This window comes from Amycolatopsis sp. NPDC004625 (genome assembly GCF_040609695.1).
Lineage (GTDB): Bacteria > Actinomycetota > Actinomycetes > Mycobacteriales > Pseudonocardiaceae > Amycolatopsis.
In genome coordinates, this window is the sequence record NZ_JBEXKX010000072.1 from 1 (window position 1) to 13,868 (window position 13,868).

Here is a 13,868-nt window from a genome sequence, read left to right on the forward strand (position 1 = left end):
TGTCAAGGCGGGAAAGATGCCTTGACAAACCCGACCGCCGCCTGAAGGGATGGCTGGGATGAGGGGCGGGGGAGGCCTGGTGACGTCGTTGGTTGGCTTGCGTTGCCGGCTGTCGGTTTCGTGCGGGGGCGGTCCGGTGACGTCGTTGGTTGGCTTGCGTTGCCGGCTGTCGGTCCGTAGCGCGGCCGCCTGGCTGAAGCGTTGCCGGCTGTCGGTTTCGTGCGGGGGCCAGCAGTGAGCATCAACTACTGACTGTTGTTTTCATTGCGCGCAGGATATACTGCGTCCAATGAAAGCTTCGCCGAGTCTCCTCCCCCTGCTGCGCTCACGCACGCAGGGTGAGCTGCTCGCGCTCCTCCTGCTCCACCCCGAGCGCGAGTACAGCATCACCGAGCTCGCCGAAGCATGCAGCGTCTCGCCGACCGCCGTCCTGCGTGAAGTCGAACGGCTCGTCGGGGGCGGCATCCTGGAGGACCGGCGGGTGGGCCGGAGCCGGCTCGTCAAAGCCCGGACCGACACCCCGCTCTACCGGCCGCTGAGCGAGCTCATGTCGGTCACCTTCGGACCCTTGCCGCTGCTCGCCGAGGCCCTCTCAACCCTGCCGAACGTGCTTGAGGCCTACATCTACGGCTCGTGGGCCGCGCGGTACCTCGGTGAACCGGGTCCGCCGCCCGGGGATGTCGATGTGCTCGTCGTCGGCTCGCCTGATCCGGATGCGCTGTTCGACCTGGCCGAGGGCGTGTCGCGGCGGCTGGGCCGTGAGGTCAACGTCCACCGGATCTCGCCTGGGTCGTGGGCGGCGGACACCGCGGATCCGTTCCTCACCAGCGTTCGTGAACGTCCGCTGGCCCGGCTGAACCTCGACCAGGAGGCCTGATGCCCCAGTGGAACCAAGGGCGCGAACGGATCGACGCCTTCCTCGCCCGCGGCGCCATCGAGCACGTCCCGGCGTCGCGGGAGGCCGCCGAGGCGGAGCTGGCCAGGGCCCGTACCCACCTCGCTTCGGCGCGGCAGCTGCAGGACACCGATCCGGAAGGTGCCTACACGCTGGCCTACGACAGTGCGCGCCGGGCGCTGGCGGCCGTTCTGCAGAACCAGGGGCTGCGGGTGACGAGCCGGGGTGGCCACGTGACCGTCTACGAGGCTGTCCTCGCCCAGCTGGATCCGCCGCTGGGGTCGCTCCTGCGGCCCTTCAACCGGATGCGGGCCCGGCGCAACGAGATCGCCTACCGGTCGTCGGAGACGCCCGCGATGACCGCCGAGGACGTGGCGGCCGATGTGCCGAAGGTGCTCGCGCTCATCGAAGTCGCGGAAAAGGCCATCCCGAACATGCCCCGGTACTGATCGTGGCCTCCCGCCCGCTGACGCCGGAGGAACGGACGACCCTGGACACGCTGCTCGCGGCGGACTTCCCCGGGGCCGCGGAACTGCGGGCGCAGGCGCCCACGGCCCGGGTGACCGGCGGCTGTGCCTGCGGCTGCCCGACGATCGACCTCGCGGTCGACGAAGCCACGCCGCCGGCACCGATCGAAAACTCGGTCGCGGTCGAAGCCGACGCCCCCGGCGGCGGGCTCATCGTCTTCGTCGAAGCCGGGCGGCTGTCGTGTCTCGAGTACTGGACCGTCGAAGACAAGCCGCCGGCCGGGTTCCCGCCGGCCGGGCAGATCGTCCTCTGACGACCTAGCCGAGCAGGCCCAGCAGGGCGATCGCGATCAGCACCACCGCCGGGGCGAGGGCGTTGATCCAGGTGCGCTGAGCGGTGGTGAGGGCGGTGTTCATGGGCGTTTCCCTACGGGCGAACCGATGCTTCCGCTCCGAACAGCGCGCTGATCATGGCCCGCGTTAACAGCTGTGATCGAACTCTCAGCCGTCCGAGTGACGGCGGGTGCGGGCGGTGAACCAGAGCACCCCGCCGGCCGCTGCCACCATCGTTGCGAACGCTGCCGTGCCGACCACGATTGCCTGGGTCATCTCGTCTCCTTCCCGAAGGTTCCGGTAACCGAGAGACGTCGAAGGCGGGCAAAAGTGCACTCAGCGTAACCGAGGTCACAAAGCGGCGAGCACCGCGTCGATCTCCGCCGCCAGGTCGAAGTCCTTCGCCGTCAAGCCGCCTGCCGAATGCGTCGAAAGCCGGAACGTCAGCGTCCGCCAGCGGATGTCGATGTCCGGGTGGTGGTCGGCGGCCTCGGCGAGCTCCGCGACGCGGTCCACCACCTCGATCGCCTGGGGGAAGCTCGCCAGTTCCACCTCGCGGGAGATCACCGCGCCGGCCCGGGTCCAGCCGGTGCCCAGGCGAAGATCGGCCTCTGAGCCGCTCAAGATTTCCGTCATGTCTCCATGGTCCTGCGTCCTGGACTACGCTGCACGGTTGCCACGGGAGTCCGGCGGGTGCCGGGCTGAGAGGCGGGTAATCCGCGACCGTTCGCACCTGAAACGGATCATGCCGGCGAAGGGAGGGCTTCCCCCTCCTCGTCCGGCGAAGTGCAGGAGGGTAGATGAAACGCAGGGCTGCGACGGCCGTTGCCGTCGTCGGCGTGGTCGCCGCGGGGTGCTCGCTGTCGGACGGATCCGGCGGCACGCAGCAGACGCCCACCGTCACCCTCGTGACGCACGACTCCTTCCTGGCGCCGCAGGAGGTGCTCGACGCCTTCCAGAAGCAGTCGGGCATCAAGATCTCCGTGCTCAAGCAGGGTGACGCCGGTTCGCTGACCAACAAGCTCGTGCTGACGAAGGCCAACCCGATCGGCGACGTCGCGTACGGCGTCGACTCCACCTTCGCCTCGCGCGCGCTCAGCGAGGGCGTCTTCGAGCCCTACACCAGCCCCGAGGCCGACCGCGGGCCGCAGCGCTACGCCGTCGACCCGGAACACCGGCTGTCCGCGGTCGACGTCGGCGACGTCTGCGTCAACGTCGACACGAACTACTTCACCGCCAAGGGGATCCCGGCGCCGTCGACCTACGACGATCTGGCCGACCCGAAGTACAAGGACCTGCTGGTCGCCGAGGACCCGGCGACGGCGTCCCCCGGCCTGGCCTTCCTCCTCGGCACCATCGCGAAGTACGGCGAAGCCGGCTGGAAGGACTACTGGACGAAGCTGAAGGCCAACGGCGTCAAGGTGGTCAGCGGCTGGGAAGAGGCCTACACCAAGCAGTTCTCCGGCTCGTCCGGCAAGGGCCCGCGGCCGATCGTCGTCTCGTACGCGTCGTCGCCGGCCGCCGAGGTCGGCGACGACGGGAAGCCGCGCACCAAGGCGCTGCTCGACACCTGCTACCGGCAGGTCGAGTACGCCGGCGTGCTGGCGGGCGGCAAGCAGGCCGACAACGCGCACAAGGTCGTCGACTTCCTGCTCTCCCAGCAGTTCCAGGCGACGGTCGCCGCCACCATGTACGTCTACCCGGCCCGCCAGGGCGTCGACCTGCCCGCGGGCTGGGCGCAGGTCGCGCCGCTGCCGCAGAAGCCGCAGACGCTGCCCGCGGACCAGGTGCAGGCGGGCCGCGAGAAGTGGATCGGCGAATGGCGCACGCTCCTGCAGCAGTAACCCCGCCGCGGACGGCCCGCGGGCTCGGCCTGGCGCTGCTGGGCCTGGCCCCCATCGGCTTCCTGGTGGTCTTCTTCGCCTGGCCGGTGCTGGCGATCGTCGGCCGCGGGTTCGCCGCGGGCGGCCTCGGCGCTGTCCTCGGCGATCCGCGGACCTGGCAGCTGGCCGGCTTCACCGTCGGGAGCGCGGCCGCGTCGACGGCCGTCGCGGTGGTGGCCGGGCTGCCGGTGGCGTTCCTGCTGGCCCGCGGCCGGCTGCCCGGCGTCGGCCTGGTGCGGACGCTGGTGCTCGTGCCGTTCGTGCTGCCGACGGTCGTGGTCGGGCTGGCGTTCCGCGCCCTGTGGCCGGACGGCGGCGTGCTGCCGATCGTGCTGGCCAACGCCTTCTTCAACGTCGCCGTCGTCGCGCGGACCGTCGCCGGGCTGTGGGCGAGGCTGGACGCGCGGACGACCGACGCCGCCCGCGCGCTCGGTGCCTCGCCGTGGCGGGCCTTCCGGTCGGTGACGCTGCCCGCGCTGGCGCCGGCGATCGCGTCCGCCGCGGCCGTGGTGTTCCTGTTCTGCGCCACCAGTTTCGGCGTCGTCCTGATCCTCGGCGGCGCCCGCTACCGGACCTTGGAGACCGAGATCTACCTGCGGACGGTGGACCTCCTGGACCTCTCGGGAGCGGCGGCCCTTTCGCTGATCCAGTTCGCGGCCGTGGTCGCCGCGCTGGTCCTCGGCGGACTTGCCCGGCGGCGCAAGGAAAGCGCCGCCCGCATCGGCTCGCTCCGCGCCCGCCGCCCGGAAGGCGGCGAGTGGTGGGTCGTCGGCGCCGCGGGTGCCGTCCTGGTTTTCCTGGTGACGCCGATCGTCGCGCTGCTCGCCGAATCCCTGTCCACAGAGGACGGCTGGAGCCTGGCCGGCTACCGGGCCCTCACGACCACCGGCGAGAAGGGCGCCCTGCAGGTGTCCGGCTGGGACGCCGCGCTCAACTCGCTGAAGGTGGCGATCGACGCGACGCTGCTCGCGATGGTCGTCGGCGTGCTCGCGTCCGTCGTCCTCGTGGCCCTGCGGCGCTCGCCGGCCAAAGCCGCGCGCGGGCTGGGCGAGACGATGGACGCGGTGCTGATGCTGCCGCTCGGGGTCTCCGCGGTCACCGTCGGCTTCGGCTACCTCGTCACGCTCGACGCGCTGCCCGGCGACCTCCGGACGTCGCCGTACCTGGTGCCGCTGGCCCAGGCGCTGGTGATCATCCCGCTGATCGTCCGGATGGTGCTGCCGGTGCTGCGCTCGGTCGACGTCCGGCTGCGGCAGGCCGCGTCGACGCTCGGCGCGAGCCCGCTGCGCGTCTGGCGGGAGATCGACCTGCCGCTGACCCTGCGGCCGCTGGTCGCCGCGGCCGGGTTCGGGTTCGTCGTGGCGCTCGGCGAGTTCGGCGCGACCAGCTTCCTCGCCCGGCCGACGGCGCCGACGCTGCCGGTCGCGGTCGCGACGCTGATGGCGCGCCCGGGGGAGCTGAACAACCAGATGGCGTACGCGGCGTGCGCGCTGCTGATGCTCGTGACGGTGCTGGCGGTCGCCCTGATCGACCGGCTCGGGGCCGCGCGCGGCCGGGTGGGGGAGTTCTGATGGCGTTGTCGGTGCGGGACCTGACCGTCCGCTACGGATCGTTCGCGGCGGTCCGCGACGTCCGGCTGGACATCGCCGACGGCGAGGTGCTGGCGCTGCTCGGCCCGTCGGGCTCGGGCAAGTCGACGCTGCTGCGCGCGATCACCGGGCTGGAGCCCTCGGCGCGCGGTTCGGTGAGCTGGGACGGCGAGGACCTCGGCGCGGTGCCGGTGCACCGGCGCGGCTTCGGGCTGGTGTTCCAGGACGGCCAGCTGTTCGGCCACCGCGACGTCGCCGCGAACATCGCGTTCGGCCTGCGGATGCACGGCGTCCCGCGGGCGGAGTGGACGCCGAGGGTCGCCGAGCTCTTGGCGCTCGTCGGCCTGTCCGGGTTCGAGAAGCGGCGGGTGACCGAGCTGTCCGGCGGCCAGGCGCAGCGGGTGGCGCTGGCCAGGGCGCTGGCGCCGAAGCCGCGGCTGCTGCTGCTCGACGAGCCGCTGTCCGGGTTGGACGCCGGGCTGCGCGAACAGCTGGCCATCGACCTGGCCGACCTGCTGCGCCGCAGCAAGATCACCACCCTCCTGGTCACGCACGACCAGGAGGAGGCGTTCACCCTCGCCGACCGGGTCGCGGTGCTCGACACCGGCGAGGTCCGGCAGGAGGGCGCGGTCCGGCGGGTGTGGCGCAACCCGGCCGGCGACGACGTGGCGCGCTTCCTCGGCGTCACGACGTTCGCCGACGGTGTCGCCGAGGCCGGGCAGGTGCGCACCGCGCTGGGCGACGTCGTGCTGCCGGACGCCGGCGACGGCCCGGTGCGGCTCGGGCTGCGGCCCCACGCGCTGCGGGTGGCCGCCGAGGGCGTGCCCGGCGAGGTCGTGGCGGCGGTGCACCGCCGCGAGCACGTGCGGCTGGTGGTCCGGCTGGAAAACTCCACTGTGGACGCCGTCGCGCCGGCCACTTCGGACCTGCGGGCCGGGGACGCGGTGCGGCTGCAGCTCGACGCGGACGGCGTCGCCCTGGTCGGTATTACTCCGAACGGGCCATGTTCTCCTGCTGATCCCGGCCTAAAGTGACCGAACGCTGATCAACGAGGAGCGCTCCTGCATGAACATCGACACGGCGTTGAAGGAAGCGATGACCATCACCGGTGCCGTGGGCGCCGCGGTGGTCGACTACGACAGCGGGATGTCGCTGGGTTCGCTGGGTGGCGGTGACTGGCTGGACCTGGACGTCGCCGCCGCCGGCAACACCGAGGTCGTGCGCTCGAAGCTGCGGGTGATGGCCGCGCTGCAGCTCAACGACGACATCGAGGACATCCTGATCACCCTGCGCCGCCAGTACCACCTGATCCGGCTGATGGATCCGTCCAAACGGGACACCGCGACGCTGTTCCTGTACCTGGTGCTGGACCGGGAACGGGCGAACCTCGCCATGGCGCGGCTCCAGCTGAAGCGCATCGAAGCCGACTTGGTCGTATGAGCGAAGCGCACGCGGGAGGAGCCGTGCCGCTGCCCAAGCGCGGGAGCACGCCGGTCCTGCCGGAGGTACGGAGGATGGCGTCGACGGTTTCCCCGGCCGACGCGGCCGCGGCGAACGAGGCGCTGCGCGACATCCGGGGCCGGATCGACTGGACCAACGTCAAGGGCCTGCTGGCGGCCAGCCGCGACGGGCTCGTGGTCTGCAGCGACACCCGGGACGTCGAGGTCGACAGCGTCGCGGCGATGGCGGCCACATCGGTCGGGCTGGCCATTCAGTTCACCAAGCAGGCCGGCGTCGGCGCGCCGCGGGCGGCGGTGTTCGAAGGCGAGTCCGGCCACATCGGCGTCTTCCCGGTGCAGTCCGGGATCCTGCTGGTCGTGCTCGGCGAACGGGACACCACGATGGGCCTGTTCAACGTGGCCGCGCGGCAGGCGCTGGCGCTGTTCCAGCAGGCGGTCGCCGAACACCGGGTGCGTGCGCTGCGCGACGTCTCGCCGTCCGCCGGCCACGAGGAGCACCCGCCGTGGCCGGCGTGACGGAACCTCAGCCGTCGCGCGTGGAAAGCCGCGCGTAGGCCAGCGAAAGCCCGATGACGGTGTAGCAGACGGCCCGCAGGGCTCCTTCGCCGAGCATCTGCGTGCCCATCGGGTCCTGCAGCACCTCCGCCGGGGCCAGCGACCAGTTCTGCGTGAGCAGGAACGGGTGCAGCCAGTTCAGCGAGCTGAGGAACCCGAGGATGGTGAACACGATGTCCGCCGCCAGCACGGACGCCACCACCAGCATCGGGTGCTCGGTCCAGCTGGAGATCGCCAGCGCCACCGCGCCGACCGCCCACAGCTGGAGCACCACCCAGCCCGCCACCAGCAGGATCCGCGCCAGCGCGCCGCCGAGGGACAGCGTCGTGCCCGACAGCGTGAACAGCGAATCCGTGCCGTTGATGATCAGCCCGGTCACCACGCCCGTCACGCACATCGCCAGCACCGCGGCCACCGACACGGTCGCGACGCCGAACGCCTTCACGGCCAGCAGCCGGCCGCGGCCGACCGGGGCGATCAGCCAGCCGCGCAGCGTGCCGTGCGCGGTCTCGCCCGCGATCGCGTCCGCACCCGCCATGGCCGAGGCCAGCGGCAGCAGCAGCGCCAGCGACATCACGATCGCGGCGATGGGCAGCACGAACGCGTTGTTGACCGCGGACGCCAGCAGCGCCCCGCCGCCGTTGTCCGGGCCGCCGCCGTTGTCCGCCGGGTCGCTGACCAGCGTCAGGCCGATGCCGATCACCACCGGGATCAGCGCGAGCAGGCCGAGGACGGCGAGCGTCCGCGGCCGCCGGAAGATCCAGCGCAGCTCCGCGGCCAGCAGCCGGGGCAGCGGCACCGTGTCGTGGCCCGTGCGGGCCGCCGGTGCGTCGAGAACCGCCGTCATTCCGATCCCTCCCCGGTGGATTCGGTCAGCCGCGCGAACAGGTCTTCCAGGCCGGTGCGGGCCCGCGTCGCCTCGTGGACCGCGACCCCCGCGCCCACCAGGACCTGCAGCACCCGCGGCGCCTCGGCCGCGGTGAGGTCGGCCCGGACGCCGTCCGGCGTGAGCCGGGCGCCGATCCGGTTTTCCCGCAGCACTTCCACCGCCTTTTCCGCGTCCGGCGTGCGGACCAGCAGGGCCGCGTTCCCGGACTCCAGCAGCTCCGCGAGCTCGCCCTGCGCGACGACGTTCCCGCTCTGCAGCACGGCCACGTGCGTGCAGGTCGCCTCGACCTCGGCCAGCAGGTGCGACGACACCAGCACGGTGACGCCCTCGGCGTGCAGCTCGGCGACGATCCTGCGGATCTCCCTGGTACCCGCAGGGTCGAGGCCGTTGGTCGGCTCGTCGAGCACGACCATCTTCCGCGGCACCAGCAACGCCGAAGCGAGCCCCAGCCGCTGCTTCATGCCGAGCGAGTACCCCTTGTACCGCCGACGTGCGGCGCCGGTCAGCCCGACGCGCTCCAGCGCGGTGTCCACCGCGGACGAAATCCCGGCCGACGACAGCCGCGGTTCCGCCGCGGCGAAGCGCAGCAGGTTGTCACGCCCGGACAGGAACGGGTGAAATCCCGGCCCCTCGACCAGCGCGCCGACGTCCGGCAGCGCGTGCGCGGCCGCGTCCGGCATCGGGCGGCCGAGCAGCTCGACCTCACCCTCGGTCGGCCGGACCAGGCCGAGCAGCATCCGGATCGTGGTCGTCTTGCCCGAGCCGTTGGGCCCGAGCATCCCGACGACCGCGCCCTGCGGGATGTCGAGGTCGACGTGGTCCACCGCGACCGTGCTGCCGTACACCTTGCGCAGGCCCCGGGTCCGCGCGGCGAGCGGGACCGCCGGGGCGGACGCCTCCGAAGAGACGTCCGCCCCGGACTCGACAGCCGTGCTGGTCACTTCTGACCCAGCGCTTCGTACAGGACCTGCTCCGGCACCGCACCGGCGGCGAAGCGGCCGTCGTCGGTCAGCACCGCGCTGCCCACCTTCGTGGTGACGAGGTAGCCGCTGCCCCACGTGCCGCTGACCTTCTTGGCGAACCGCTCGAGCAGCGCCTTCGGGTCGGCGTTGCGGCCCTCACGGCCTTCGCGGCCGGACTGCTTCGGCGCCGCGTTCAGCGCGTCCGCCGGGACCTTGCCGGTGACGACGGTGTCCCAGCCGTCGCCGACGACCTTGACGTCCTGCTTGGCCTGCTCGGCCCGGTCCTTGGTCTGCTGGTCGACCTGCGGCGTCTTCTCCTGCACCTTGGCGCCCTTCGGCGGGGTGAAGGTGAAGAGGTCGGCCGGCTGCTGGGTGAACTCGATCTCGCTGAACGCGACCTGCAGCGCCGGGGTGGCCGTGCCGTTGCTCAGCACCGACACCCGCAGCGGCATCCGCGTCTGCGAGTCGACGGCGACGCGGATCTCGCGCAGCAGCGTCCGCTCGGTCGGCTTCGGCGTCAGGACCAGCTCGTAGGCCGGGCGGCCGGCGACCGTCGCCGTGCCGTCGACGGACACCGTGCTGCTCTCGCGGACCTTCGCGAGCAACTCGGTCGACGCGGTCAGCGGGTCGGGCGTCTTCTCGCTGCCCGCGCCCTTCTGCTTGGCCACGTCGGCCGGGATGGTCACCTTCGTCGCGGTGTTCGTCTTGGAGCTGTAGTCCCAGACGGTCGTGCCGTCGTGGACGACGGTCTCCTGGCTGGCCCCCTGCGTGACGGCGAGCCGGCTCTTGCCCGCGCCGTCGCTGAAGATGTGCGCCGAATCCATGCTCAGCGCCTGGGCGCCCGGCACCGCGTTCCCCACCGCGGGCAGGCCCAGGTCGTTGCTGACCTTCACCGTGCCGTCGAACGCCCCCGGCTTCGCCTTGACCACCGACTGCACCAGGTCCTCGGCGCTCACCTGCGGCAGCGCCGGCTTGTCGTCGGCACTGGCCGGCATCGCGACGAACGCGAGCCCGCCGGCGCCGAGCGCCGTGCCGACGATCGCGGCGGTGATGCCCTTCGTCTTCGGTTTCATGCGTCTCTCCCTGTGGTGTTCCCGGGCTCGAGTGTGCCCGGCTCCCTGGCCACGACGCTTCCCTCTCGAGGCTGAGATACCCCTGAAGGTTCTCCCTCCCAGGCTGAGATCGCGCTGAGAACCGACACGCGACCTGCGAAAACCGGCCATGATGAGTCTCGTGAAACCTCGGGTGCTGGTGGTCGACGACGAGCCGGGCGTGCGGAAGGCGCTGCAGCGCGGGCTGCGCGCGGAGGGGATGGACGTGGTCACCGCCGCGGACGGCCCCACCGGCCTGCAGCTGGCGGGCACGGGTTCGTTCGACGTCGTCCTGCTCGACATCATGCTGCCGGGCCTGTCCGGCTACCGCGTGCTGGAGCGGCTGCGCAAGGACGGCGTCACCACCCCGGTGCTGCTCGTCTCGGCCAAGGACGGCGAGATCGACCAGGCCGACGGCCTCGACCTCGGCGCCGACGGCTACCTCGTCAAGCCGTTCTCCTTCGTGGTCCTGGTCGCGCAGGTCCGCGCGGTGCTGCGCCGGGCCGGACCGGAAGCGGGCCGCGGCACGCTGCGGCTCGGCGCGCTGGCCGTCGACCGCGGGCTGCGGCAGGTGCACTGGAACGGCGAGGAGGTCGGGCTGAGCCCGCGGGAGTTCGCGCTGCTCGAGGTGCTGGTCGGGCGGGCGGGCACGGTCGTGACGAAGGACGAGCTGCTGCGCGCGGTGTGGGGCGAGGAGCAGGCCGTGACGCGCAACCTCGTCGAGGTCTATGTCGGGTACGTGCGGCGCAAGCTGGACGCGGTCGGCGCGGGCGCGTTGCTGCGGACCGTGCGCGGGCACGGCTACCTGGCCTCCGACGCGCAGCTCGACGAGGTCATCACCCCGTGACGTCCTGGTGGCGGGGCCGGTCCCTGCAGGCCCGGATCACCGTGCTGGCGGCGACGATCACCCTCGCCTGCCTGCTCGGGCTGGCGGCACTGGCCGCGGCGAACCTCTCGCCGCTGCTCATCGGCTCGGTCGACCGCGAGCTGTCCGGCGCCCTCGGCCCGGCCGGCGCCGAGGTGAGCGCGGGCCGCCCGCTGTCCGGCGCGGCCCCGGTGACGCTGCGGGTGCTGGACATCGCGGGCACCCCGGTGGACGGCGGCACCCCGACGGGGCTTGTTCCGTCCGATGTTTCGACGCTCAAGGCGGGCCAGCCGGTCCAGCGCGACGGCGCGCGCTACCTGGGCACGGTGGTGACCGCACCGGACGGGGCGCAACGCCTGGTCGTGGCGGGCGCCGGCCTGGTCGGCTTCGCGGCCGCGGTGCACTACGGCGGCGTGTGGCTGGTAGTCGTCGCCTCGGTCGGCGCGCTGGTGGCGGGCTTCGCGACGTGGCTGGTGGTGCGCCTGTCGCTGCGCCCGGTCGCGCGCATGCGGGGTTCGGTGCGCTCGCTGCCGCCGGGGGCGCGGCTGGCCCTGCCGGACTCCCACGACGAGCTGCGCGCGCTGGCCGAGGAGTTCAACGCGCTGCTGGAACGGCAGGAGCAGGCGGCCGAGCGGCTCCGGCGGTTCACCGGCGACGCGGCGCACGAGCTGCGGTCGCCGGTCGCGTCGATCCGGGTGCAGGCCGAGGTGGCCGTGACCAACCCGGATCCGGAGCTGGCCCAGGAGACGTTGTCGGACATCTTGACGGAGGCCGAACGGCTGTCGTCCCTGCTGGACGGGCTGTTGTCCCTGGCCCGCTCGGACGCGGGCGAGGTGCCGCCGGCCGCCCCGGTCGAGCTGGTGAGCGAGGTCCGGTCGGCGGTGGCCCGGCTGCCGTCGGGGGCGCCCGAGACACGGGTGAGCACCGCGGTCGCGCAGGCGTGGGCGTCGTCGGCGCACGCGGAGGTGGAGCTGGTGCTGGACAACCTGCTGCGCAACGCGTGCCGCTACGCGCGCGGGCAGATCGTGGTGTCGGTGCTGGCGTCGCGGGCCTCGGTGCGGGTGGTGGTCGACGACGACGGCCCGGGGATCGCCCCGGAGCACCGCGAGAAGGTGTTCGACCGGTTCTACCGCATCGCGGACGACCGAGCCCGGTCGTCGGGCGGCACGGGCTTGGGCCTGGCGATGGTGGCGGAGACGGTCCGCCGTCGAGGCGGCCGGGTACAGGTGGGCGAGTCCCCGGACGGCGGGGCGCGGTTCGTGGTCGTCTGGCGCGTGGCCGCGGGAGAGCCCGGCTGAGGCCTGGGCGCTCGGCTGTGGCGGGTTGCCCACAGAGAACGATCGCCGGGCGCGGCCCGCGGTGGGGCTTCCGGGTAGATTCCGGGGCTGTGAACGGTGTGATCGTGGGTGCCGCCCTGGTGCGGGACGGGAAGCTGCTCGCCCAGCAGCGGGCCTGGCCGCCGAAGCACGCGGGGCAGTGGGAACTGCCCGGCGGGCGGGTCGAAGAAGGGGAGTCCGAAGCCTTCGCGCTGGCCCGCGAGTGCAGCGAGGAACTCGACGTCGTCATCGAGGTCGGTGACCGCGTGGGGCAGGACGTCCCGCTGCCCGGCGGCCGGGTCCTGCGCATCTACGCCGCGACGCTCGTCTCGCCCGGGGAAGAGCCGCGGGCCGTCGAGCACCGAGCCGTTCGGTGGCTCGGGCCCGACGACCTCGACGACGTCGACTGGCTGCCCGCGGACCGGATCCTGCTCCCCGCCTTCCGCGCGCTGCTCAGTCACCGGTCCGGCCAAAAGTAGGCCGGCCCGCGACCGGTTGCTACGAAGTACTGTGGCCGGACTGGTAACCGATCGGCGCAGCGGCCCCGATCATCCGCAGCGCCGCGTCGAGCCGGTGCGAACCGCGCTCGCGGGCCCGCTCCGCACCCGCCTTGCGCACCCGGTCCAGCTCCGCGACGTCGTCGAGCAGCGCCGACGCCCGCGAGCGCACCGGCGCCAGCTCCTCGATCACCGCGTCGGCGACAGCGTCCTTCACCGCCCCATAGGACGAGAACTCCGAAGCCAGGTCCGCCGGGGACCCGCCCCGGCACGCGGCCAGGATCTCCAGCAGGTTCGCCATCCCCGGCCGGGTTTCCGGCGCGTGCACCGGCACCGAACCGCCGTCGGTGACCGCGCGGCGGATCTTGCGGCGGATCTGGTCGGGCTCGTCGAGCGCGAACACCACGCCCACCGCGTCCCGCGCCGACTTCGACATCTTGCGCGTCGGGTCGGCCAGGTCCTTCACCCGCGCGCCGGCCGGCGGGAGCACCGCGCGCGGGATGGTGAACACGTCGCCGTACGTGCCGTTGAAGCGCTTGGCCAGGGTGCGCGTCAGCTCGACGTGCTGGCGCTGGTCCTCGCCGACCGGCACCTCGTCCGCGCCCTGCAGCAGGATGTCCGCGGCCATCAGCGCCGGGTACGTCAGCAGCGAGAGCCGTACCCCGGCCTGGCCTTTGGACTTCTCCTTGAACTGGATCATCCGGGCGGCCTCGCCGTAGTTGCAGGTGCACTCCAGGACCCAGGTCAGCGCGCCCAGCTCGCGGGCCAGGTCGGACTGGACGAACACCCGCTCGGGATCGATGCCGGCGGCGATCAGCACAGCTAGCTGCTCCCTCGCCAGGGATCGGAGTTTCCCCGGATTGTGCGGCGTCGTCATGCCGTGCAGGTCGGCGACGAAGTACAGGTCGTCCGCGCCGCCCTCGCGCGCCCAGCGGCGGACGGCACCGAGGTAGTTGCCGAGGTGGACGTGGCCGGACGGGGTGATGCCGGACAGCTTGCTCATGGTGGGCCTTTCCGAGGTGGGGCCACCCCGGAGAAGGCACGAAAAAGGCCGCCCGTCCGGGGC

General features: G+C 72.6%; 16 protein-coding genes and 1 riboswitch. Of the genes, 11 read left to right on the top strand and 5 right to left on the bottom strand.

From position 1 onward, the window contains the following. Positions 1 to 289: 289 nt before the first annotated feature. From ABZW17_RS42810 to ABZW17_RS42820, 3 genes are read left to right on the top strand one after another with little or no spacing between them, the layout of a single operon-like run. Positions 290 to 877 (top strand): ArsR family transcriptional regulator, encoded by a 588-nt coding sequence (locus tag ABZW17_RS42810; RefSeq protein WP_354827472.1) that lies wholly within the window; start codon positions 290 to 292, stop codon positions 875 to 877. Further along, positions 877 to 1,344: a hypothetical protein gene (locus ABZW17_RS42815; protein ID WP_354827475.1), complete on the top strand. Its 468-nt coding sequence runs from the start codon at positions 877 to 879 to the stop codon at positions 1,342 to 1,344. The genes ABZW17_RS42810 and ABZW17_RS42815 overlap by 1 nt, the downstream gene beginning before the upstream one ends. 2 nt (positions 1,345 to 1,346) lie before the next feature. After that, positions 1,347 to 1,676, top strand: coding sequence for a hypothetical protein (locus tag ABZW17_RS42820; RefSeq protein ID WP_354827478.1), 330 nt, complete (start codon positions 1,347 to 1,349; stop codon positions 1,674 to 1,676). A 370-nt stretch (positions 1,677 to 2,046) separates the two neighbouring features. Here the strand turns inward: ABZW17_RS42820 and ABZW17_RS42825 are convergent, their stop codons facing one another. After that, positions 2,047 to 2,331: a 4a-hydroxytetrahydrobiopterin dehydratase gene (locus ABZW17_RS42825; RefSeq protein WP_354827481.1), complete on the bottom strand. Its 285-nt coding sequence runs from the start codon at positions 2,329 to 2,331 to the stop codon at positions 2,047 to 2,049. Between the two features lie 32 nt (positions 2,332 to 2,363). After that, a riboswitch (TPP riboswitch) is annotated at positions 2,364 to 2,473 on the top strand. A 22-nt stretch (positions 2,474 to 2,495) separates the two neighbouring features. Between ABZW17_RS42825 and ABZW17_RS42830 the strand changes: the two genes are divergently transcribed. The 5 genes from ABZW17_RS42830 to ABZW17_RS42850 are packed head-to-tail and all read left to right on the top strand — an operon-like array spanning position 2,496 to position 7,143. Continuing rightward, the gene (locus ABZW17_RS42830; RefSeq protein WP_354827483.1) at positions 2,496 to 3,539 is read left to right on the top strand and encodes a thiamine ABC transporter substrate-binding protein; all 1,044 of its coding nucleotides are present in this window, start codon (positions 2,496 to 2,498) and stop codon (positions 3,537 to 3,539) included. A 44-nt stretch (positions 3,540 to 3,583) separates the two neighbouring features. Continuing rightward, the gene (locus ABZW17_RS42835; RefSeq protein ID WP_354827546.1) at positions 3,584 to 5,149 is read left to right on the top strand and encodes an iron ABC transporter permease; all 1,566 of its coding nucleotides are present in this window, start codon (positions 3,584 to 3,586) and stop codon (positions 5,147 to 5,149) included. Next, a complete protein-coding gene (locus tag ABZW17_RS42840; RefSeq protein WP_354827485.1) occupies positions 5,149 to 6,201 on the top strand; it encodes an ABC transporter ATP-binding protein in 1,053 nt (350 codons plus the stop codon). Before ABZW17_RS42835 ends, ABZW17_RS42840 begins: the two co-directional genes overlap by 1 nt. A 31-nt stretch (positions 6,202 to 6,232) precedes the next feature. Further along, positions 6,233 to 6,607: a hypothetical protein gene (locus ABZW17_RS42845; RefSeq protein WP_103348577.1), complete on the top strand. Its 375-nt coding sequence runs from the start codon at positions 6,233 to 6,235 to the stop codon at positions 6,605 to 6,607. Beyond that, positions 6,604 to 7,143 (top strand): roadblock/LC7 domain-containing protein, encoded by a 540-nt coding sequence (locus tag ABZW17_RS42850; protein WP_354827488.1) that lies wholly within the window; start codon positions 6,604 to 6,606, stop codon positions 7,141 to 7,143. The genes ABZW17_RS42845 and ABZW17_RS42850 overlap by 4 nt, the downstream gene beginning before the upstream one ends. Positions 7,144 to 7,150: 7 nt before the next feature. On the opposite strand, the gene ABZW17_RS42855 is transcribed toward ABZW17_RS42850, so the two are convergent. The 3 genes from ABZW17_RS42855 to ABZW17_RS42865 are packed head-to-tail and all read right to left on the bottom strand — an operon-like array spanning position 7,151 to position 10,106. After that, positions 7,151 to 8,029, bottom strand: a complete 879-nt coding sequence (locus tag ABZW17_RS42855; RefSeq protein WP_354827491.1) for an ABC transporter permease subunit — start codon at positions 8,027 to 8,029, stop codon at positions 7,151 to 7,153. After that, positions 8,026 to 9,012 carry an ABC transporter ATP-binding protein gene (locus ABZW17_RS42860; RefSeq protein WP_354827493.1) on the bottom strand — a complete coding sequence of 329 codons (987 nt, stop codon included), beginning with the start codon at positions 9,010 to 9,012 and terminating at the stop codon, positions 8,026 to 8,028. Before ABZW17_RS42860 ends, ABZW17_RS42855 begins: the two co-directional genes overlap by 4 nt. Beyond that, positions 9,009 to 10,106 carry a sigma-E factor regulatory protein RseB domain-containing protein gene (locus tag ABZW17_RS42865; protein ID WP_354827496.1) on the bottom strand — a complete coding sequence of 366 codons (1,098 nt, stop codon included), beginning with the start codon at positions 10,104 to 10,106 and terminating at the stop codon, positions 9,009 to 9,011. Before ABZW17_RS42865 ends, ABZW17_RS42860 begins: the two co-directional genes overlap by 4 nt. Before the next feature lie 148 nt (positions 10,107 to 10,254). Here ABZW17_RS42865 and ABZW17_RS42870 point away from each other — a divergent pair, with 148 nt between their 5' ends. The 3 genes from ABZW17_RS42870 to ABZW17_RS42880 all read left to right on the top strand — a co-directional run bounded on the left by ABZW17_RS42870 (position 10,255) and on the right by ABZW17_RS42880 (position 12,784). Continuing rightward, the gene (locus ABZW17_RS42870; protein ID WP_354827499.1) at positions 10,255 to 10,971 is read left to right on the top strand and encodes a response regulator transcription factor; all 717 of its coding nucleotides are present in this window, start codon (positions 10,255 to 10,257) and stop codon (positions 10,969 to 10,971) included. Beyond that, the gene (locus ABZW17_RS42875) at positions 10,968 to 12,287 is read left to right on the top strand and encodes a HAMP domain-containing sensor histidine kinase (protein WP_354827501.1); all 1,320 of its coding nucleotides are present in this window, start codon (positions 10,968 to 10,970) and stop codon (positions 12,285 to 12,287) included. The genes ABZW17_RS42870 and ABZW17_RS42875 overlap by 4 nt, the downstream gene beginning before the upstream one ends. A gap of 89 nt (positions 12,288 to 12,376) precedes the next feature. Continuing rightward, positions 12,377 to 12,784, top strand: coding sequence for an NUDIX domain-containing protein (locus ABZW17_RS42880; protein WP_354827504.1), 408 nt, complete (start codon positions 12,377 to 12,379; stop codon positions 12,782 to 12,784). A 19-nt stretch (positions 12,785 to 12,803) separates the two neighbouring features. Here the strand turns inward: ABZW17_RS42880 and trpS are convergent, their stop codons facing one another. Beyond that, positions 12,804 to 13,805: a tryptophan--tRNA ligase gene (trpS, locus tag ABZW17_RS42885; protein WP_354827507.1), complete on the bottom strand. Its 1,002-nt coding sequence runs from the start codon at positions 13,803 to 13,805 to the stop codon at positions 12,804 to 12,806. Positions 13,806 to 13,868 lie beyond the last annotated feature (63 nt).